The following is an 18,860-nucleotide window of genomic DNA, read 5'->3' as shown; positions in this document are numbered from 1 at the left end:
AGCTGCTTGCGCTTGTCCCGCCTGGATTCAAATATTCAATTACATCAAAGTGCTTGCTGAATCAGCGCAGCCAGCTCTCAAATCAATAGCACCAAGGTGTTTCCTAGCCGCCTTCGCCGCTCTGCTGCAGCGCCCACATGGTGGCGTAGCGCCCGCCGCGGGCCAGCAGCTGTGCGTGCGTGCCCCGCTCGATGATGCGGCCGGCGTCCATGACCAGAATCTCGTGGGCATCGACCACGGTGGACAGGCGGTGCGCGATGACCAGCGTGGTCTTGCCCTGGGCGGCGCTGCGCAGTTCCTGCTGGATGGCGCGCTCGTTGGCCGAATCGAGCGCGCTGGTCGCCTCGTCGAAGATCAGCACGGGCGGGTTCTTGAGCAGCGTGCGCGCGATGGCCACGCGCTGCTTCTCGCCGCCCGAGAGCTTGAGCCCCCGCTCGCCCACCTGCGTGGCATAGCCCTGCGGCAGCGCGGCGATGAAGCCGTGGATGCGCGCCGCACGCGCGGCCTCCTCCACCTGTGCCTGCGTGGCGCCGGGCCGGCCGTAGGCGATGTTGTAGCCGACGGTCTCGTTGAACAGCACGGTGTCCTGCGGCACGATGCCGATGGCGCGGCGCAGGCTGTCCTGCGTCACGCTGCGCAGGTCCTGCCCGCCGATGGTGATGCGGCCCTGCTGCACGTCGTAGAAGCGGTACAGCAGCCGCGCCAGCGTGGACTTGCCCGAGCCCGACGGCCCGACGACCGCCACCGTGCGCCCCGCCGGAATCTCGAAGTCCACGCCGTGCAGGATGGTGCGGCCGCCCTGCGCGCCCGTGTCGTAGGCGAAGTGCACGCCCTCGAAGCGCACGGCCGGCTGGTCCGCCGCTGCCAGCACCAAGGCGTCCGGGGCGTCGGCCACCTCGCGCTCGCGGTCGATCAGCAGGAACATCTTGTCCAGGTCGGTCAGGCTCTGCTTGATCTCGCGGTACACCACGCCCAGGAAGTTGAGCGGGATGTACAGCTGGATCATGAAGGCGTTGACCATGACCAGGTCGCCGATCGTCATGCGCCCGTCGGCCACGCCCTGCGCGGCGCGCCACAGCATCACCACCAGGCCCGAGGCGATGATGATCTGCTGGCCCGTGTTGAGCAGCGACAGCGAGGTCTGGCTCTTGAGCCGCGCATGGCGCAGCCGCTGCAGGCTTTCGTCGTAGCGCTGCGCCTCGAAGGCCTCGTTGTTGAAGTACTTCACCGTCTCGTAGTTCAGCAGCGAATCCACCGCCTTGGTGTGCGCGGCCGAGTCGAAGGCGTTGGCCTCGCGCCGGAACTGCGTGCGCCATTCCGTCACGCTCACCGTGAAGAGGATGTACGCCGCCAGCGCCGTGAGCGTGATCCAGGCGAACCAGGGGTCAAAACGCGTGCCCAGCACGGTCAGCACCAGGAACACCTCGATCAGCGTCGCGCCGATGTTGAACAGCGCGAACGAGATGAGCGACTCGATGCTCTTGACCCCGCGCTCGATGTCGCGCGTCATGCCGCCGGTCTGCCGCTCCAGGTGAAAGCGCAGCGACAGCGCATGCAGGTGCGCAAACGTCTGCAGCGCGATGGTGCGCGCCGCGCCCTGCGTCGCCTTGGCGAAGACCAGCTCGCGCAGTTCGGTGAACACCGAGGTCGACAGGCGCAGCAGACCGTAGGCCAGCAGCAGCCCGACCGGCACGGCCACCAGCGTGGCCGCCTGGCCCGCGGCCGGCGTCATGATGTCCACCAGGTGCTTGAGCAGCACGGGCACGCCCACGTTGGCCAGCTTGGCCGCCAGCACGAAGGCCAGGGCCGCCAGCACGCGTAGCTTGTACTGCCACAGATACGGCAGCAGCCGGCGCAGCGTGGCCCAGTCGGAGGGAGAAGAGCGGGCCGGGGTGGCTACCGGCGGAAAAGCGGGGGCGGCGTCGCCAGTGGGGCGCATGAGGGACAATTCCAGCTGTTGTTTTTAGCGAGATTGTGCCCATGACCGATGCCCCGAGCGCGCCCCACACCCCTTTGCCCACCGACAAGGAGCTGGTGCTCAAGGTCATTCCCATGCCCGCGGACTGCAATGCCAACGGCGACATCTTCGGCGGCTGGGTGATGGCGCAGGTGGACCTGGCCGGGTCCGTGCTGCCCGCGCGCCACGTGCAGGGCCGCATGGCCACGGTGGCCGTGAACGAGTTCGTGTTCAAGCAGCCCGTGCGCGTGGGCGACATCCTGTCGTTCTACTCCAGCGTGGCGCGCATCGGCCGCACGTCGGTCACGGTGGAGGTCGAGGTGTACGCCGAGCGCTTCGCCACGCAGGGCCGCTACATGAAGGTCACCGAGGCCCGGCTCACCTATGTCGCCATCGATGCCTCGGGCCGGCCCCGGCCGATTCCGCGCCCGGCAGACACCGCGGACGGCACGGCGATCACCGAATAGCCCAGCACCGCAGCGCCCAAGGCAAAGCGCCTGCATGTACCCCGTACATGCAGGCGCTGTGGTTTCCGTGCGGTCGGTCGACGAGGCGCCGGGCTGTCCTGGCTCAGGCAGCGGCCAGCGCCGGCTCGGAGCGGGCTGCCGACGAGGCACCGCCGCGCGATGCACCGGCGGTGCCGGCCTCGATCTCGCCCGCCAGCTGGCCGCCTTCCTCGATCACGACCTTGCCGTAGCGGATCTTGCCGTTGACCTTGCCGGTGCTGTAGATCACCAGCTTCTGACGCACGGTCAGTGTGCCGTCGAACTCGCCGTGGATCTCGGCGATGTCGATGTCGGCCGAGCCGCGGAAAGCCCCCTGCTCGGCGATCTTGATCACGCGCGAGTCCATGGTGGCTTCCACCGTGCCTTCGACCACGAGCGTGTCGCAGTCGGTGATTTCCACGCCCTTGAGCTTGATGTTGGGGCCCACCGTGAGCTGGCTGCCCACGCCCTGGGACGCTGCAGCAGCCCCCGGCTTGTTCACTGCAGCCGAAGACGCTGCGGCCTGGGCGCCTGCGTTGCTGCTGTTGAGGGTGCCCGGCGTCGTGGCGCCACCGAGCACGGAGCCGGGCTGGCGGGGTTGGAACGACTCGGGTTCACGCTTGCCGAAGAAGGGGTTTTGCACGGCCATCAGATCTCCTTGAAAAGAGCAGCCATGCTAGAAGCCATGCGCCCCTAAAAACGCTGGCGTTACGCAAGAACCGTAACCAAACCGCTCGTTCGTTGCATGCACTTGCAGCCCTTGCAGTGTCATACAGCCGCGCGAGCCGATGTAGGACCGTTGCGGCCCGCCGGGTAGGCCGGCAGGCGCCCCCTCAGAACACGTTCTCAGGCCCGCCGCAGTTCCTTCGGATCGGCCACGGCCTCGCCGATGCGGTCGGCGGTGGCACGCACCACCGGCACGAACTCGCGCAGCATGCGCTCGTTCATCTGGGTGGCGTAGGTCGAATACACCAGCGTGCCGCGCAGGTGGCCACGGCTGAAAACGGGCACCGCGAACACCGTGCTCTCGGCATTGTTGGCCGCGTAGCACAGCGCGTAGCCCTGGCGCCGCGTCTCGCGCACCACGCGGCGCAGCGCGGCCATGTCGGTGATGCGCGGGCCGCCATCCTCGCGGCGGTTGACCGCCTCCACGATCACGCGCCGCTCGGCCGCGCCGCAGAAGGCCAGATAGGCCCGGCCCAGGGCCGAATCCATGAACTCGTAGCGCCGCCCGGTGGTCGAGGGGCGCACCGCGTAGGGGCTGTAGGGCATGGTGCAGAACACCACGCGGATCTGGTGGCCGTCCACCACGCCCAGCGACAGCGGCCACTTGATCTCACGCGTGGTGCCGATCATCAGCGGCGTCGCCATTTCGGCCAGCACCGACCGCTCGGAGATGCCGCAGCTCAGGTTACTCACCGCCAGCGTCAGCTGATACTGGCCATAGGCCTGCGGATCGGTGCGCACGTATTTCTCGGCTTCGAGCGTGCTCAGCAGGCGGTGCAGCGTGGACTTGGCCAGGCCGGTGCGCCGGTGCAGTTCTTGCAGGCTCCAGGTGGGGCGTTCATTCATCACGCGCAGGATGAGCAATGCGCGTTGCACGGAGCGGACTTCAGTGGTCATGCGGGGACCTCCATCTTGCGCACGGAGTGCGGCTGTGGATTGGGACAAAGAGGGTGGATCGAGGTGACCTTTTCCCGCACGACCTGCGAGGAGGATGGACTGGCGAACTAGGCCGCTAGGGGTTCCTTCGTGACGGCGACGGCCTGGCGTGCCGCGTGTCTGAGCAAGGCCTGGTCGGAGCCGACCACGAAGAACGACATGCCCATGGCGCGCAGGCCCGGCACCTGCCGTCCGTCGGCCACGAAGCAGCCCACGGCGCGCCCGGCCTGCTGGCCGGCCTCGCACACGCGCGCCAGCGCATCGGCCACGCGCGGGTCGGCGATGCTGGACGCCCCCAGCGACACGGCCAGATCGGCCGGCGCGACGAAGAGGCAGTCCACGCCCGGCACGGCCGCGATGGCGGCAGCCTCTTCGACCGCGACCATGCTCTCGATCTGCACGATCACGGCGCTCTGCGTGTCGCCGGCATGCATCAGCTCGGTCATGGCGCGCTGGCCGTAGCCGCCGACACGGGGCGCGTCGGAAAAGCCCCGGCCACCCAGGTAGCGCGAGGCGCGCACCACGTGCGTCGCGATGGCGGCGGATTCCACCCGCGGCACGACCACGCCGGCGGCGCCCATGTCCAGCGCCTGCTGGATGGCCTCCGCTCGCACATGGGGCACGCGCACCAGCGCCGGCAGACCACAGGCACGCGACGCGAGCAGCGCGCGGTCCAGGGTTTCGGGGCCGAACGGGGCATGCTCCGCATCGAGCACGACCGCATCCAGGCCGGTGGAGGCAAGCACCTCCACCGTCTGGTGCGACGTGGTCTTCACGTACGTGGCCAGCAGGGGCTCACGTTCCAGCAACCGCGATTTGAGAGTCAGATGGGCAGACATAAGGGGCTCGGCTTGTTGTGATCTTCGGTCGTTGGGCGCCGTCCCAGCCGACCGTAACCACTTGTAATACGCACGTAAGATTCCGCTGGATCAGTCCGGCAGCGCACTCAACGCAGAAATACAGGGAAGAAGAAAAAACAGCAGGGCAGCCCGCTAGAGCGTGGGCGTGGCGCGTTGCGCGAATCGGCAGCCAACGCCCCGCACGGCTGCTTCCGCGCGGCCGGTGCTCGCGGCACTGCCGGCCCGCCGCCATGGGCACGGCGCCTCTGCCAAGGCCCTCCCCATCGCGCTGCGACCGGCAATCGTTGCCCAGCCCTGCTTGCTTGCATGCCTGTCTCTCTCTCTTGTGCTTGTATGGATATCTGCCGGTCCGCCATGCGGCCCTCCCCCCGACAGGGAAGGGCTGCCGGCCTGCGACGCGAGCCGCCTGCAGTTGGCAGCTGGCGGGCACGCCTTCCTCGGTGCCCGTCATTCATGGCTATGACAACGTGCAAGGCCATAGCCCCGCTGACACGTCCGGGCGCAGTCTAGGAAGAAGCGGAAGGGGCCGGGCGCGGGATTGCCAGCCTTTCCGGCCGTCGGAACCCATGCCCCGCCGGCAGGGGTGCGGTGTGGGGAGAAAGCCACGGGCGGGCCCGCCACACGCACCCCGTATCATCGCCCGCATGTTGCTGTCCCAAATGATGAGCCTGTTCCTGCTGGGGCTGGTGCGCTTCCTGACCGGCTCGCAGGCGCGCTGGTACGGCTGCCCGCCCAAGGCCGAGCAGCGCATCTACTTCGCCAACCACCAGAGCCATGCCGACCTGGTGATGATCTGGGCGGCGCTGCCGCAGGAACTGCGCAGCATCACCCGCCCCATCGCCGCCAAGGACTACTGGACCAAGTCGCCGTTCCGCCAGTGGATCACCACGGCGGTGTTCAACGCCGTCTACGTAGACCGCCAATCCGGCGCCCCGCGCACACCCGGCCCCGCTGCAGCGGCCGTTGCACCCGCCGATGCCGAAGCGTCGCCGGCGGTGCCCACCGCGACGCCCGGTCTTCTCGCCGAGATCACCGCCGCCGTGGCCGAGGCCGACCTGGCCATGGCCGGCGGCCCCGATCCCGCGCCCGAGGCGCTGCCGCCCGAGCCCACGCCCGAAGAGCTGCGCGCCGCCGTGCAGCCCACCGATCCGCTAGCGCCGCTGGTGCGCGCGCTGGAAAGCGGCGACTCGATCGTGATCTTTCCCGAGGGCACGCGCGGCCACGGCGACGAGCCGCAGCCCTTCAAATCCGGCCTGTTCATGCTGGCGCGGATGTTTCCGCAGGTGGTGCTGGTGCCGGTGTGGATCAACAACGTGCAGCGCGTCATGCCTAAGGGCGAGGTCGTGCCCGTGCCCATCCTGTGCTCGGTGACCTTCGGCGCGCCGATCCAGGTGGAGCCCGGCGAAGAGCGCCGCCCCTTCCTCGACCGCGCTCGCCAGGCCGTCATCGCGCTGCGGGACATCTGAAACGCCATGGAATTCCTGCGCAACCTCTCCACCACCCAGCAGATCGGCGCCCTGTTCGTCGTGGTCTTCGGCCTGCTGTCGGCGGTCACCACCTATGCCTTCGTGCAGACCCTGCGCGAGGCCCGCAGCGACGACGCCGCCGAGCAGGCGCACCACGAGGCGCGCCAGCTGGAATGGCGCCGCTTCTGGAGCCTGCTGAAGACCGCCTGGTTCATGGCCACCATCTTCTGGGTGGGCTGGGCACTGGGCGACACCGTGGCCACGGTGCTGTTCGCCATGGTCGCCTTCTTCGCGCTGCGCGAATTCATCACGCTGTCGCCCACCCGCCGGGGTGACCACCGCAGCCTGGTGATGGCCTTCTTCGTCGTGCTGCCGCTGCAGTTCGTGCTCGTCGGCCTGCGCAAGTTCGACCTGTTCACGGTGTTCATCCCGGTGTACGTGTTCCTGGCCATTCCGGCGATCAGCGCGCTGGCCAACGACCCGCAGCGCTTTCTGGAGCGCAACGCCAAGCTGCAGTGGGGCATCATGGTCTGCGTGTACGGCATGAGCCACGTGCCGGCGCTGCTGCTGCTGGACTTTCCGGGCCACCAGGGCAAGGGCGCGTTCCTGGTGTTCTTCCTGGTGGTGGTGGTGCAGGCCGGCATGATCGCCCAGCACCTGCTGGGCCAGCGGTTTCCGCACCGGCCCGTCGCGCCGCAGGTGAGCCAGAGCTTCCAGTGGCTGAGCTGGGTGATCGGCGTGGCGGTGGGCGGCCTGGCCGGCGTGCTGCTGTCCTTCATCACGCCGTTCAAGCCGGGGCAGGCGCTGGGCATGGCGCTGCTGGCCTGCCTGGCGGGCAGCCTGGGCCACCTGGTGATGAAAGCCATCAAGCGCGACCGCGGCATCACCAGCTGGGGCATGCAGGGCATGTCGGTCACCGGCGCCGGCGGCCTGCTGGACCGGGTGGACGCGCTGTGCTTTGCCGCACCCGTGTTCTTCCATTCGGTGCGCTGGTACTTCGGCTTGTAGCCCAGTCAGCCACCGGCGCTTATACAGCAAGCGCAGTCAGCTATCAAAACATGAGCATTGCATGAGAATCCTGGGAATCGACCCCGGCCTGCAGACGACCGGATTCGGCGTCATCGACGTCGAGGGCCAGCGCCTGGGCTACGTCGCCAGCGGCACCATCCGCACCAGCGCGATGGCCCTGGGGGATCTGCCCGGGCGGCTCAAGGTGCTGTTCGACGGCATCACGGAGGTGGTGTCGCGCTACAAACCCGATAGCGCCACCGTCGAGATCATCTTCGTCAACGTGAACCCGCAATCCACCCTGCTGTTGGGCCAGGCCCGTGGCGCGGCGGTGACCGCCCTGGTGGCCAGCGGCCTGCCCGTGGCCGAATACACCGCCGTGCAGATGAAGAAGGCCGTGGCCGGCCACGGCCGCGCGGCCAAGGCGCAGGTGCAGGAGATGGTCAAGCGCCTGCTGCAGCTGCCCGGCCTGCCCGGCAGCGATGCCGCTGACGCGCTCGGCATGGCCATCACCCATGCCCACGCGGGCGCTGCCATGGCGCGGCTGGCCGAGGCGAGCCCCCTGGCGCGCCGCCAGCACGCCATGTACAAGGGCGGGCGCAGTTACTGAAGGCGGGACAAGAGAAGAAGGAGCGGCATGCAGTGGGTCGGCAAGCCCGGCGCGGCGCCCTCCCTCGGCACCGCCCGATGCGGCATGGGCTGACAAGGCCGTCATCCGTGGCGTGGTAGTTTTCTCCGTTTTGACGACCGCACAGACCGCGCATGATGCCGAGAACCGCCCTCCTCCTTGCCCTACCGCTCGCCGCCCTGACCTTCACGGGTTGCGGCAATCTCCAGAACGTCAAATCGTTCTCGACCCCCTATGAGCAGCCCACCTCGGGCGAGCGCGCCCGCATCCGGGTCGTGGCCGACGGCATGGTCCGCGCCGTGCCGCAGAGCGACTGTGAAGACTGGCGCCTGCCCGGCGCGGGCGTGATGGTGGCGGCGCGCAAGGGCTTCGCCGACCAGAACGGCCGGTCGCTGGGCATGCCCGGCGCCGACACGGTGCCCGCCGACGGCCGCGTGGTCTCGGAGTTCTACGTGCCCGCCGGCAAGCCGCTGATGCTCTCTTATATGAGCAACGGCCGCTCCAACGGCCTTCAGGCCGAGCAGTGCTTCATCCGCAAATCCTTCACGCCCGTGGCGGGACAGGACTACGAGGCCAGCTTCCGCCACAGCGGCCCGCTGTGCCTCACCCGGGTCCACCGGCTGCAGGTGCAGGGCGCCAGCACCACCAGCGACGAGTCCGTGCCGCTGGCCGACGCCAAGCTCTGCCGCGCCAGCGACAACCTCTGACAGAACCCCTGCCGCCCCGCCGCGAGCGCGGCTGGGGCTGCCGCTGCGGCCGGTTGTCAGTTGCTCAGGACGATCTGCGCGATCAGCCCCGAGCCGATGGCGATCATCACGTAGTCGCCGCCGTACTGCACCCAGTGGTAGCCGCGGGGCGGTGGCGCCAGATGGTGGTGGCGCCAGTCGCTCACCACATAGTGGCGCGAGCGGTAGGCCGGCGGCACATGGCCGCCCCGGTACCAGTTGTGCGACGGCCCGGCGCCGCGGCCGCCGTGGAAGTGCTGCGGCGGCCGGTGCCCCGGCGGGCGGGCGCCGGGAGGCGGACCGGGCCGGTAGCCGGGGTGGTAGCCCGGCGGACCGCGGTGGTCATGGGGCCGCGCATGGCGCCGGTCGTCATGCCGGCGGTCGTCATGGCGCGCATCGTGGCGGCCGCCGTGCCGGCCGTCATGACGCCCTTCATGGCGCCCTTCATGGCGCCCTTCATGGCGCCCTTCGTTGCGGTGGTCGCGCGGCTGGGCCTGCGCGCCAACGGCGGTGGCGCCCAGCGCGGCAGCCATGCACGCGGCCAGCATGCCGCGGGAAAAAAGGCGAGATAAAAGCATAGGGGTCTCCTGGTTCAGCGACGGGCGGATTGTGGGGCACGCCTGCACGCCGCCGTGCGGGCCGCCGCTGCCTTCTTCAATGCAGCACGATCTGCGCGATCACGCCCGTGGCGACCGCCACCAGCACGTAGTCCGAGCCGGTCTGCACCCAGTGGTGGCCACGCGGCGGTGCAGCCAGATGGTGGCCGCGCCAGTCGTTCACCACGTACTGCGGGCTGCGGTAGTGGCTGGGCAGCCGCCCGCCTTTGTGGAACGCATGCTCTGGCCCGGCCCCGCGCCCGCGGTGGGCGTGCGCCGCCTTGGCGCCGCCGTGGCCCGGCGGATGCAGAGCGCGCTCGGCATGTTTCTGGGCCGGCTTGTGTGCCGGTTGGTGCGCATGGGCTGGCGGCCCCCGGTGATCGTTGTTCGGCCGGGGCTGTGCGTTGCTGGCCGTGGCGGCCAGGGCAAGGGCCACCGCCAGGGCAGCACCGGCATATCGGCTGGTGCGAAGCGAGAGGGTCATTTCGGGCGTCCTTGAAGTGGGCATGCCCCATCGTGCCTCAAGTCCCCGCCTTTGCGCCCTTCCGGCAGCTCCCGCAGGCCCGTCTTTGCCGAAGCTTTGCCGCAGCTTTTCGGCGTTTACCAACCCGTGACACAAGGCGGCTGGCAAGGAGACTCCACCCCGCCACGGCGCTGCCGTGCTCTTTTGCGCGGGCAGCGACCGGCCGCGTGCGGCGGCGCAACCCACACTCAAGCGAAAATGGCCGCCAACGCTTTTTCAGCAAGCGGCTATAGCTATCATTTCAATAGCAACTCACTGCCAGGGCAAGGCCGCGGCTGGGGCGGCAGCAGGGGCGGCCGGTACGCGCGGGGCCGTATGGGCCCGCACCAACGGGCCGGCGGAGCCGCCCGCCAGCGCCACCGGCTCGGCGCCGTGCGAGGCCAGCTTGAACTGGCTCACGGCCCGGGTCAGCTGGCTGGCCTGCTCGCGCAGCGATTCGGAGGCGGCGGTGGACTGCTCCACCAGCGCGGCGTTCTGCTGCGTCATCTGGTCGAGCTGGCTCACCGACTGGCTGATCTGGCCGATGTTGTCGCTCTGTTCCGAGGCCGACGCGGTGATCTCCGAAATGATGCCGTGCACGCGGCGCACGCTGTTCACGATCTCGGTCATGGTGGCACCCGCCTCGCCCACCAGGCGCGAGCCGCCCTCGACCCGTTCCACCGACGCGCCGATCAGCGCCTTGATCTCCTTGGCGGCTTCTGCGCTGCGCTGCGCGAGGCTGCGCACCTCGCTGGCCACCACGGCAAAGCCCCGGCCCTGTTCGCCGGCGCGCGCCGCTTCCACGGCTGCATTGAGCGCCAGGATGTTGGTCTGGAAGGCAATGGAATCGATCACGCCCGTGATGTCGCCGATCTTGCGCGAGCTGTCGGTGATCTGGTCCATGGTGCTCACCACCTGCGACACCACGCTGCCGCCGCGCGCCGCCACCTCGGCGGCAGACGATGCGAACTCGCTGGCCTGGCGCGACGACTGGGCACTCTGCTGCACCGTGCTGGTGAGCAACTCCATGGACGAGGCAGCCTCTTGCAGGTTGGCCGCCGTCTGCTCGGTGCGCTGGCTGAGGTCGTGGTTGCCCGAGGCGATCTCGGTACTCGCCGTGGAGATGCTGCCCGCGGCTTCCTGCACCTGGCGTACCAGTCCGCGCAGGGCGTCCTGCATGCGGCCCATGGCCACTACCAACTGGCCCACCTCGTCCTGCTGCGCCGGCCGCACCTCCTGCGACAGATCGCCGCCAGCGATGCGCTCGGCCAGGTCCCGCGCCTGGCCCAGCGAGCGGGTGATGGAGCGCACGCTGAAGAACGTGAGGGGAATGAGCACCGCCAGGCCCAGCAGCAGGCCCACGCCAATCAGAGCCGCCATGCTGGAGGTGCGCGCCTCCACGCCCTGGCGAGCCTCCTCCATCTGCTGGCGCGCAGCGCTGGCCAGGCTGGCGAAGAGCTGGTCGGTGGTCTCCATGTGGCCCTTGAAGCGGTCTGCATAGGCCCCGCCGCCGGCACCGTCGACCTGGGCCCGCTCGATCTGCTCGAAGATCGGCGAGATGCCGTCCTCGTACTGCTTGAGTTCGGCCAGGGAGCGGTCGATAGAGGCGACGAACTCTGCGTCTGCCTGCTGCACCTGCCGCACATCGGCCAGGCTCTTGCGCAGCGCGGCAAGGGTCTTGGCCCAGCTTTCGCGCAGGGCGGCCACTTCCACCGAGTTGTTGAAGTTGATGATGATGTCCTTCTCCGCCCGGCGCAGGTTGCCGAGCGTGGTGCGCAGCTCCGCCATGTCGGTGAGCGTTTGCACCCGCTGGGAGAAAAGCACCTGCAGCGTGTCGCGGGTGCGGTCCAGGGCCACGAAGCCCATTGCGCCGATGATGACAAGCAATACCAGGGAAAAAACCGTGCCGAAATACAAGCGTGCACGGATCGACAATCGGCCCAAAACGGTCATGGCGCTCCTCTACAGAACATGATCCATGGCGCATGCAATAAATGCGCCATACCACGCAGCGCGCCTTGTGGGCGCACGGCGCTGTAACTATATGCGTCCCAACCGGGTCTCTCAGCAGGGTATCTACGCGGTGACACCGGTGCGCGCCTCTGGTGCGGCGGCATCGGGCTTAAAACAAGTTGTCACACTTGCGCGGCACAGTGCAGGCATTGGGTTTCTTTTTTGGACGCAACCGGCGCTGCTCGCGCGGCGGGTCGCGCCCCGCCTGCCATGCCACCGTCTTCCTTTATCCCTCGTTCCCTGGCCGCGTCCCGCGGCTCGCTGGGCCGCCGCTTGCTCGGCGTTTTTCTGGCCGTGCTGGCGCTCAGCCTGGCGGGCTCCGCCATCGGCCTGTGGTCCCTGCACCGCATCCATGCCTTCACCGAGGCCATGGTGCAAGGCAGCGTGGCCAACGAGCGCCTGGTGGCCGATGCCTACCGGCTCCAGGCCATCAACGCCGAGCGCTACAAGGCCGTCGCCCTCAGCTCCGAACCCGAGGTGGGCGAGATCCTGGGCGCCGACATTTCCCGGACCCAGGCGGAGTACACCGCCTTGGTCGCCCAGCTGGCCCAGCAGCTGCGCACGCCCGACGACGTGGATCGTCTGGAGCGCGTGCGCGCGGCGGACGAGGCCTTCCTGAAGGCACGCACCGAGCTGGTGGCCGCGCGGGACTCGGGCCTGACCGAACGCATCCGCAACGTGTATGGCGAGCGCTTCCTGCCCTCGTCGCAGACCCTGCTGGGCGCGCTGGACGGCCTGACGCAGTCGCAGCGCAGCGCCATCGACGCTGCGGCCCGGCACGTGGCCGAGCTCGGCCAGCTGGCACGCCTGTCGCTGCTCGCCTTCGGTGCACTGTCGCTGGTCCTGGGCACGCTGCTGGCCCTGTGGCTGGTGCGCAGCATCACCCGCCCCATCGCGCAGGCCAGCGCCACCGCCGACCGCGTGGCCGGGTTCGACCTGCGCCAGGACATCTCCGGCCACGACCGCGACGAGACCGGCCACATGCTGACCTCGCTGTCGGCCATGCAGAGCGCCCTGCGCAGCCTGGTGGGCCAGGTGAGCGCTTCCGTGCAGAGCCTGCGCGCCGCGTCCGCCGAGATCGCCAGCGGCAACGTCCACCTGTCCAACCGCACGGAGCAGGCCGCCGCCAGCCTGCAGGAAACGGCCGCCTCGCTGGAACAGGTCACGCGCAAGATCGCGGAGTCGGTCAGCACGGCCCAGCGCACCGAGGCGCTGGCGGCCGATGCCGCCACCGTGGCGCGGCAGGGCAGCGGCGTGGTGACGCGCGTCGTGGACACCATGCAGCAGATCTCGCACAGCGCCCGCCAGATCGGCGACATCACGGGCGTGATCGACTCGATCGCCTTCCAGACCAACATCCTGGCACTGAACGCGGCCGTGGAGGCCGCCCGGGCAGGCGATCAAGGCCGGGGCTTTGCCGTGGTGGCGAGCGAGGTGCGCACTCTGGCGAACCGGTCGGCGGAGGCCGCCCGCGAGATCAAGGCCCTGATCGCGGCCTCCAGCCGGCAGGTGGACAGCGGCGCCCAACTGGCCGGCGAGGCCGGCCGCACCATGGCGCAGGTGGTGCAGTCCATCGAGCACGCGGCCGGCACCATGGCAGAGATCCGCGCCCACAACGAGGCGCAGAACCAGGACATCGCCACCATCCACGCGGCGGTGACCCAGCTGGACCAGATGACGCAGCAGAACGCGGCATTGGTGGAGGAATCGGCCGCCGCCGCGGAAAGCCTGCGCGGCCAGGCGCACGATCTGGCGGCCCTCATCAGCCGCTTCGTGCTGCCCAACGCCCAGCGGGGCGGCATGGCGCCGCAGCGGCTGCATGCGCCGGCGCAGCCGCTGCTGACGCACGTTGCCTCCTAGAACGTGTTGACGATCTCCCAGGGGCCGCGCAGTGGTGTTTGCGGGAGGGGATGCAAGGCGCGGTGCGCCGTGGATAGCTCGGCTATCCACCAGCGCCGCAACGCCGCAGACCGCCCGCAAAGGCCACTGCCCGAAGGGTTGAAGCGAAATCGGGCGATTGGACGCCCCGGCTGCTTGCATGGGCACGAGCCCATGCGGCACATCCGCAGCATCCACTCATCCCGATTGCGCTCCAACGCGGTCCCTGCGAGATCGTAAACACGTTCTTAGGGGAGCCAAGCGGCGCCCCAACGAGCCGCGCCCGCATTCGACGCACGCCGCAGCCGCTGGCGTATCAGGCGATCGGCTGGATGGGCACGTACAGCTCGCCGCCCGTGCCGCGGAACTCCACCGCCTTCTCCTGCATGCCCTGCGCCGCGAACTCGCGCACTTCCTGCGTGATCTTCATCGAGCAGAACTTGGGGCCGCACATGGAGCAGAAATGCGCCACCTTGGCCGAGTCCTTGGGCAGGGTTTCGTCGTGGTACTGCTGCGCGGTCTCCGGGTCGAGCCCCAGGTTGAACTGGTCCTGCCAGCGGAAGTCGAACCGTGCCTGGCTCAGCGCATCGTCCCGCGCACGCGCACCAGGGTGGCCCTTGGCCACGTCCGCCGCATGGGCCGCGATCTTGTACGCGATGATGCCCTGCTTGACGTCATCGCGGTCGGGCAGGCCCAGGTGCTCCTTGGGCGTGACGTAGCAGAGCATGGCCGTGCCCATCCAACCGATCATGGCCGCGCCGATGGCGCTGGCGATGTGGTCGTAGCCAGGCGCGATGTCGATGGTCAGCGGGCCCAGGGTGTAGAACGGCGCCTCGTGGCAGGTCTTGAGCTGCTCGGTCATGTTGGCCTGGATCATGTGCATGGGCACGTGGCCGGGGCCTTCGATCATCGTTTGTACGTCGTGCTTCCAGGCCACCTGGGTCAGCTCGCCCAGCGTGCGCAATTCAGCGAACTGCGCCTCGTCGTTGGCATCCGATGCGCAGCCGGGACGCAGGCCGTCGCCCAGGCTGAACGACACGTCGTACTGCTTCATGATGTCGCAGATGTCTTCGAAGTGCTCGTACAGGAAGCTCTCGCGGTGGTGCGCCATGCACCACTTGGCCATGATCGAGCCCCCGCGCGAGACGATGCCCGTGCGCCGCGCCGCCGTGAGGTGGATGTAGGCCAGGCGCACGCCCGCGTGGATGGTGAAGTAGTCCACGCCCTGCTCCGCCTGCTCGACCAGCGTGTCGCGGAAGATCTCCCAGGTCAGGTCCTCGGCAATGCCGCCCACCTTCTCCAGTGCCTGGTAGATGGGCACGGTGCCGATGGGCACGGGGCTGTTGCGGATGATCCAGTCGCGCGTGGTGTGGATGTTCTTGCCCGTGGAGAGATCCATCACGTTGTCGGCGCCCCAGCGGATCGCCCAGACCAGCTTCTCGACCTCTTCCTCGATGCTCGACGTGACCGCCGAGTTGCCGATGTTGGCGTTGATCTTCACCTTGAAGTTGCGCCCGATGGCCATGGGCTCGACCTCGGGGTGGTTGATGTTGGCCGGGATGATGGCGCGGCCGCGGGCCACCTCGTCGCGCACGAACTCGGGCGTGATGATCTTGGGAATGCTGGCGCCCATCGGGTTGCCGGCCAGGCGGCGCTCGCGGGCCTCGTCCTGGGCGTACTGGGCCATCCATTCACGCCGGCCGTTCTCGCGCAGGGCCACGTATTCCATCTCGGGCGTGACGATGCCCCGCTTGGCGTAATGCATCTGCGTGACGTTCGCGCCGCTGCGGGCGCGCACGGGCTTGCGCTGCAGCGCTGCGGCTTCGGTGCGGAGCAAGGCCAGACGGGCGGCGTCCTCGGACTTGCTGCCATCGTCCAGCGCCTGCTGCTTGCGGCCTTCGTAGCGCTCGGTGTCGCCGCGCGCCTCGATCCACGCGCCGCGCACGCTGGGCAGGCCCTTGCGCACATCGATCTCGGCCGCGGGGTCGGTATAGGGGCCGGACGTGTCGTACACGCTGACCTGCTCGCCGTTGGTGAGGGCGATGTCGCGTACAGGAACGCGCACATCGGGGCGGCTGCCTGTCAGGTAGTTCTTGGTGGACGCGGGAAAGGATTCACGCGTGAGCGCGAGCAGCTGGGCGAATTTATCGGGGGCGTTCATGGCGGGCAATCTCCTCGGATGGATGGAAATGTGCTCCGCATCAGCCGCGGGTGTGCCGCACCGGCCTCCTTGCGGAGGCGTCCGCTACGCAGCCTGCGACCCTCACGAACGGAGGGTCTGCGGCGCGCGGCGGCCAGACGGATGCCGGACGGCATCCGCTTGCAGGTGCGGGAATCCCGGCTGCAGCTCTTCTTACGCTGGTACTAACCAGATCAAGTTCGCGGTTCCGGCGGTTGGGTCCGCCGTCTCAGCACGCCCAGAAACCCTTGGTTCCTACGTGCACCCCGGAGCAGCCGCGAGTATAGGAGGGTTGACCCGCATCAGGCAATGCGCCCCAGGATAAGGACGGCAAAGAACACGAAGGCCGCGATGAGGGTCCACTTCAGGATGACCAGGCCAAAGCGTTTGTACCGCGCCTGGCCGGTGCCCACGTAGAAGGCGAACGACACGGCCGCCATGAGCAGCAGCAGGGTGACGAGCCAGCGAAAGATCAGCACGGCACCTGCGCCCGGCTACCAGGCGCGCGCCGGCTGCGTGAAACCCGTGGGCGCCTGGCGCTCGTTGTCGAACGTCGCAATCTCCCAGGCATCCTCCTGGGCGAGCAGCTCGCGCAGCAGCAGGTTGTTCATGCCGTGGCCGGATCGGAAGGCGCTGTAGGCCGCCAGCAGCGGCTTGCCCACCACATACAGGTCGCCGATGGCGTCGAGGATCTTGTGCTTCACGAACTCGTCGTCGTAGCGCAGGCCGTCGGCATTGAGCACCTTGTAGTCGTCCATGACGATGGCGTTGTCCAGCCCGCCGCCGAGCGCCAGACCGTTGGCACGCATCATCTCCACGTCCTTGGTGAAGCCGAAGGTGCGGGCGCGCGCGATATCGCGGATGTAGTTGCCCGAGCCGAGGTCGAACTCCACGCTCTGGCCGGTGGAATCGACCGCCGGGTGGGCGAAGTCGATCTCGAAGCGCAGCTTGAAGCCGTGGTAGGGGTCCAGACGGGCCCACTTGGCGTTGGCACCCGTGCCTTCGCGCACTTCGACAGGGCGCGTGACGCGGATGAAGCGCTTGGGCGCGTTCTGCAGTTCCACGCCGGCACTTTGCAGCAGGAAAACGAAGGAGGCCGACGAGCCATCGAGAATGGGCACCTCTTCGGCCGTGATGTCCACATACAGATTGTCCAGGCCCAACCCCGCGCAAGCGGACATCAGGTGCTCCACCGTGTGCACCTTCGCCGCACCGACCCCGATCGTCGAGGCCATGCGCGTGTCCACGATCGAGGCCGCAGCCACCGGAATGTCGACGGGCTCCGGCAGATCGACGCGACGGAAGACGATGCCCGTGTCGGGCTGCGCCGGGCGCAGCGTCAACTCGACGCGCTGGCCGCTGTGCAGGCCCACGCCCACGGCGCGGGTCAAGGTCTTGATCGTTCGTTGCTGGAGCATCCGCCGATTTTAGTGGCGCCCTCCCTGTGCACCCCATCCCTGTCGCTATGACCTCCATAGGCAAAGGTGAAACTTCGGTCACAAAAGGCCTGGATCGTCGCGGCGGCCCGCCTGGGCACGAGCGGCGCGGGCATGAAAAAAACCGCCAGGGCCTTGCGGCGCTGGCGGCTTCTTGGAGGGCGGGGACGGCGCAGAGGCACCGCCTCCGCAGCGATCAGTCGGCCTGCTTGCGCAGGAAAGCCGGGATCTCCAGATCGTCCATGCCGCCGGACGACAGGGCGTCCACGCGGGCGGCCGCCTGGGTGCGGTTGGTGCGCCACACGCTGGGGACCGACATGCTGCCGTAGTCCGCCTGGGCCGCGCCGCCGACCAGGCCGCCGGCCACGCCCACGGCGGCACCGGCCATGGGCATCTGGTACGCCACGTTGTCGGTGCCGGTGCGCAGGCCGCCCTGCACCACCGAGATGGGCTGGCGGCGTGCGTTGGCGCGCGACAGGCCGGTCGCCACCACGGTCACGCGGATCTCGTCGCCCAGCGTGTCGTCGTAGGCGGCGCCATAGATGACGTGCGCGTCGGGCGAGGCGTAGGCGTTGATGGTGCTCATGGCCAGGCGCGACTCGGACAGCTTGAGGCTGCCCTTGGCGGCGGTGACCAGCACCAGCACGCCCTTGGCGCCCGACAGGTCGATGCCTTCCAGCAGCGGGCAGGCCACGGCCTGCTCGGCGGCGATGCGGGCGCGGTCCGGGCCGGCGGCCGTGGCCGTGCCCATCATGGCCTTGCCGGGCTCGCCCATCACGGTGCGCACGTCTTCGAAGTCGACGTTGACGTGGCCGTACTCGTTGATGATTTCGGCGATGCCGCCGACGGCGTTCTTCAGCACGTCGTTGGCGTGGGCGAAGGCTTCGTCCTGGGTGATGTCGTCGCCCAGCACTTCCAGCAGCTTCTCGTTCAGCACCACGATCAGCGAGTCGACGTTGGCTTCCAGCTCGGCCAGGCCGTCGTCGGCGTTCTTCATGCGGCGGCCGCCTTCCCAGTCGAAGGGCTTGGTGACCACGCCCACGGTGAGAATGCCCATTTCCTTGGCCACGCGGGCGATCACGGGCGCTGCACCCGTGCCCGTGCCGCCGCCCATGCCGGCGGTGATGAACAGCATGTGCGAGCCGGCGATGGCCTGGCGGATGTCTTCCACCGCTGCTTCGGCGGCGTCACGGCCCTTGTCGGGCTTGCTGCCGGCGCCCAGGCCGCTGCCGCCCAGCTGGATGGTGCGGTGCGCCGTGCTGCGCGTGAGGGCCTGTGCATCGGTGTTGGCGCAGACGAACTCCACGCCTTGCACGCTGCGGGCGATCATGTGCTCGACGGCATTGCCGCCGCCGCCGCCGACGCCGATCACCTTGATCTGCGTGCCCTGGTTGAATTCTTCGGCTTCGATCATTTCGATGGTCATGTTCGTGCTCCTAGTCTTTCACTTGAATGGGATGGGTGG

Annotated in this window: 17 protein-coding genes and 1 riboswitch; of the genes, 6 read left to right on the top strand and 11 right to left on the bottom strand. The window is 68.7% G+C overall.

The window, feature by feature from the left end; genetic code table 11:
- Positions 1-103: 103 nt before the first annotated feature.
- Positions 104-1,939, bottom strand: a complete 1,836-nt coding sequence (locus tag QE399_RS09845; RefSeq protein ID WP_309828354.1) for an ABCB family ABC transporter ATP-binding protein/permease — start codon at positions 1,937-1,939, stop codon at positions 104-106.
- A gap of 41 nt (positions 1,940-1,980) precedes the next feature.
- Between QE399_RS09845 and QE399_RS09840 the strand changes: the two genes are divergently transcribed.
- Positions 1,981-2,424 carry an acyl-CoA thioesterase gene (locus QE399_RS09840; RefSeq protein ID WP_309828352.1) on the top strand — a complete coding sequence of 148 codons (444 nt, stop codon included), beginning with the start codon at positions 1,981-1,983 and terminating at the stop codon, positions 2,422-2,424.
- Positions 2,425-2,527: 103 nt separating this feature from the next.
- On the opposite strand, the gene QE399_RS09835 is transcribed toward QE399_RS09840, so the two are convergent.
- The 3 genes from QE399_RS09835 to QE399_RS09825 all read right to left on the bottom strand — a co-directional run bounded on the left by QE399_RS09835 (position 2,528) and on the right by QE399_RS09825 (position 4,943).
- A complete protein-coding gene (locus QE399_RS09835) occupies positions 2,528-3,091 on the bottom strand; it encodes a bactofilin family protein (protein WP_309828350.1) in 564 nt (187 codons plus the stop codon).
- Positions 3,092-3,288: 197 nt separating this feature from the next.
- Positions 3,289-4,065 (bottom strand): helix-turn-helix domain-containing protein, encoded by a 777-nt coding sequence (locus QE399_RS09830; RefSeq protein ID WP_309828348.1) that lies wholly within the window; start codon positions 4,063-4,065, stop codon positions 3,289-3,291.
- Positions 4,066-4,172: 107 nt separating this feature from the next.
- Positions 4,173-4,943 (bottom strand): HpcH/HpaI aldolase family protein, encoded by a 771-nt coding sequence (locus tag QE399_RS09825; protein ID WP_309828346.1) that lies wholly within the window; start codon positions 4,941-4,943, stop codon positions 4,173-4,175.
- Between the two features lie 668 nt (positions 4,944-5,611).
- On the opposite strand from QE399_RS09825, the gene QE399_RS09820 reads away from it, so the two are divergent.
- From QE399_RS09820 to QE399_RS09805, 4 genes are all read left to right on the top strand, one after another.
- Positions 5,612-6,430 (top strand): lysophospholipid acyltransferase family protein, encoded by an 819-nt coding sequence (locus tag QE399_RS09820; protein WP_309832003.1) that lies wholly within the window; start codon positions 5,612-5,614, stop codon positions 6,428-6,430.
- 6 nt (positions 6,431-6,436) lie between these two features.
- Positions 6,437-7,438: a phosphatidate cytidylyltransferase gene (locus QE399_RS09815; RefSeq protein ID WP_309828345.1), complete on the top strand. Its 1,002-nt coding sequence runs from the start codon at positions 6,437-6,439 to the stop codon at positions 7,436-7,438.
- A 61-nt stretch (positions 7,439-7,499) separates the two neighbouring features.
- Positions 7,500-8,048 (top strand): crossover junction endodeoxyribonuclease RuvC, encoded by a 549-nt coding sequence (ruvC, locus tag QE399_RS09810; RefSeq protein WP_309828344.1) that lies wholly within the window; start codon positions 7,500-7,502, stop codon positions 8,046-8,048.
- 152 nt (positions 8,049-8,200) lie between these two features.
- Complete coding sequence (locus tag QE399_RS09805) at positions 8,201-8,773, top strand: hypothetical protein (protein ID WP_309828342.1); 573 nt, start codon at positions 8,201-8,203, stop codon at positions 8,771-8,773.
- A gap of 56 nt (positions 8,774-8,829) precedes the next feature.
- Here the strand turns inward: QE399_RS09805 and QE399_RS09800 are convergent, their stop codons facing one another.
- The 3 genes from QE399_RS09800 to QE399_RS09790 all read right to left on the bottom strand — a co-directional run bounded on the left by QE399_RS09800 (position 8,830) and on the right by QE399_RS09790 (position 11,842).
- A complete protein-coding gene (locus QE399_RS09800) occupies positions 8,830-9,369 on the bottom strand; it encodes an RcnB family protein (RefSeq protein WP_309828340.1) in 540 nt (179 codons plus the stop codon).
- 76 nt (positions 9,370-9,445) lie between these two features.
- The gene (locus tag QE399_RS09795; protein ID WP_309828338.1) at positions 9,446-9,871 is read right to left on the bottom strand and encodes an RcnB family protein; all 426 of its coding nucleotides are present in this window, start codon (positions 9,869-9,871) and stop codon (positions 9,446-9,448) included.
- A gap of 291 nt (positions 9,872-10,162) precedes the next feature.
- The gene (locus QE399_RS09790) at positions 10,163-11,842 is read right to left on the bottom strand and encodes a methyl-accepting chemotaxis protein (protein WP_309828336.1); all 1,680 of its coding nucleotides are present in this window, start codon (positions 11,840-11,842) and stop codon (positions 10,163-10,165) included.
- Positions 11,843-12,112: 270 nt separating this feature from the next.
- On the opposite strand from QE399_RS09790, the gene QE399_RS09785 reads away from it, so the two are divergent.
- Entirely contained in the window at positions 12,113-13,762 is a 1,650-nt protein-coding gene (locus tag QE399_RS09785) for a methyl-accepting chemotaxis protein (protein ID WP_309828334.1), read from the top strand.
- Between the two features lie 334 nt (positions 13,763-14,096).
- On the opposite strand, the gene thiC is transcribed toward QE399_RS09785, so the two are convergent.
- The 4 genes from thiC to ftsZ all read right to left on the bottom strand — a co-directional run bounded on the left by thiC (position 14,097) and on the right by ftsZ (position 18,821).
- On the bottom strand, positions 14,097-15,941 hold the full coding sequence (thiC, locus tag QE399_RS09780) for a phosphomethylpyrimidine synthase ThiC (RefSeq protein WP_309828333.1): 1,845 nt from the start codon (positions 15,939-15,941) through the stop codon (positions 14,097-14,099).
- A 172-nt stretch (positions 15,942-16,113) separates the two neighbouring features.
- Positions 16,114-16,238: riboswitch (TPP riboswitch) on the bottom strand.
- A 23-nt stretch (positions 16,239-16,261) separates the two neighbouring features.
- On the bottom strand, positions 16,262-16,438 hold the full coding sequence (locus QE399_RS09775) for a hypothetical protein (RefSeq protein WP_309828331.1): 177 nt from the start codon (positions 16,436-16,438) through the stop codon (positions 16,262-16,264).
- 15 nt (positions 16,439-16,453) lie between these two features.
- The gene (lpxC, locus tag QE399_RS09770; protein WP_309828329.1) at positions 16,454-17,377 is read right to left on the bottom strand and encodes a UDP-3-O-acyl-N-acetylglucosamine deacetylase; all 924 of its coding nucleotides are present in this window, start codon (positions 17,375-17,377) and stop codon (positions 16,454-16,456) included.
- Between the two features lie 214 nt (positions 17,378-17,591).
- Complete coding sequence (gene ftsZ, locus QE399_RS09765; protein ID WP_309828328.1) at positions 17,592-18,821, bottom strand: cell division protein FtsZ; 1,230 nt, start codon at positions 18,819-18,821, stop codon at positions 17,592-17,594.
- Between the last annotated feature and the right edge of the window lie 39 nt (positions 18,822-18,860).

Source organism: Paracidovorax wautersii, assembly GCF_031453675.1.
GTDB lineage: Bacteria > Pseudomonadota > Gammaproteobacteria > Burkholderiales > Burkholderiaceae_C > Paracidovorax.
Note: the sequence above shows the minus strand (reverse complement) of the source record. Positions and strands in the feature narration are given on the sequence as shown.

Coding starts and splice junctions, on each gene's coding strand:
- QE399_RS09845 (WP_309828354.1), bottom strand. CDS start 1,939: ATGCGCCCCACTGGCGACGCCGCCCCCGCTTTTCCGCCGGTAGCCACC.
- QE399_RS09840 (WP_309828352.1), top strand. CDS start 1,981: ATGACCGATGCCCCGAGCGCGCCCCACACCCCTTTGCCCACCGACAAG.
- QE399_RS09835 (WP_309828350.1), bottom strand. CDS start 3,091: ATGGCCGTGCAAAACCCCTTCTTCGGCAAGCGTGAACCCGAGTCGTTC.
- QE399_RS09830 (WP_309828348.1), bottom strand. CDS start 4,065: ATGACCACTGAAGTCCGCTCCGTGCAACGCGCATTGCTCATCCTGCGC.
- QE399_RS09825 (WP_309828346.1), bottom strand. CDS start 4,943: ATGTCTGCCCATCTGACTCTCAAATCGCGGTTGCTGGAACGTGAGCCC.
- QE399_RS09815 (WP_309828345.1), top strand. CDS start 6,437: ATGGAATTCCTGCGCAACCTCTCCACCACCCAGCAGATCGGCGCCCTG.
- ruvC (WP_309828344.1), top strand. CDS start 7,500: ATGAGAATCCTGGGAATCGACCCCGGCCTGCAGACGACCGGATTCGGC.
- QE399_RS09805 (WP_309828342.1), top strand. CDS start 8,201: ATGATGCCGAGAACCGCCCTCCTCCTTGCCCTACCGCTCGCCGCCCTG.
- QE399_RS09800 (WP_309828340.1), bottom strand. CDS start 9,369: ATGCTTTTATCTCGCCTTTTTTCCCGCGGCATGCTGGCCGCGTGCATG.
- QE399_RS09795 (WP_309828338.1), bottom strand. CDS start 9,871: ATGACCCTCTCGCTTCGCACCAGCCGATATGCCGGTGCTGCCCTGGCG.
- QE399_RS09790 (WP_309828336.1), bottom strand. CDS start 11,842: ATGACCGTTTTGGGCCGATTGTCGATCCGTGCACGCTTGTATTTCGGC.
- QE399_RS09785 (WP_309828334.1), top strand. CDS start 12,113: ATGCCACCGTCTTCCTTTATCCCTCGTTCCCTGGCCGCGTCCCGCGGC.
- thiC (WP_309828333.1), bottom strand. CDS start 15,941: ATGAACGCCCCCGATAAATTCGCCCAGCTGCTCGCGCTCACGCGTGAA.
- lpxC (WP_309828329.1), bottom strand. CDS start 17,377: ATGCTCCAGCAACGAACGATCAAGACCTTGACCCGCGCCGTGGGCGTG.
- ftsZ (WP_309828328.1), bottom strand. CDS start 18,821: ATGACCATCGAAATGATCGAAGCCGAAGAATTCAACCAGGGCACGCAG.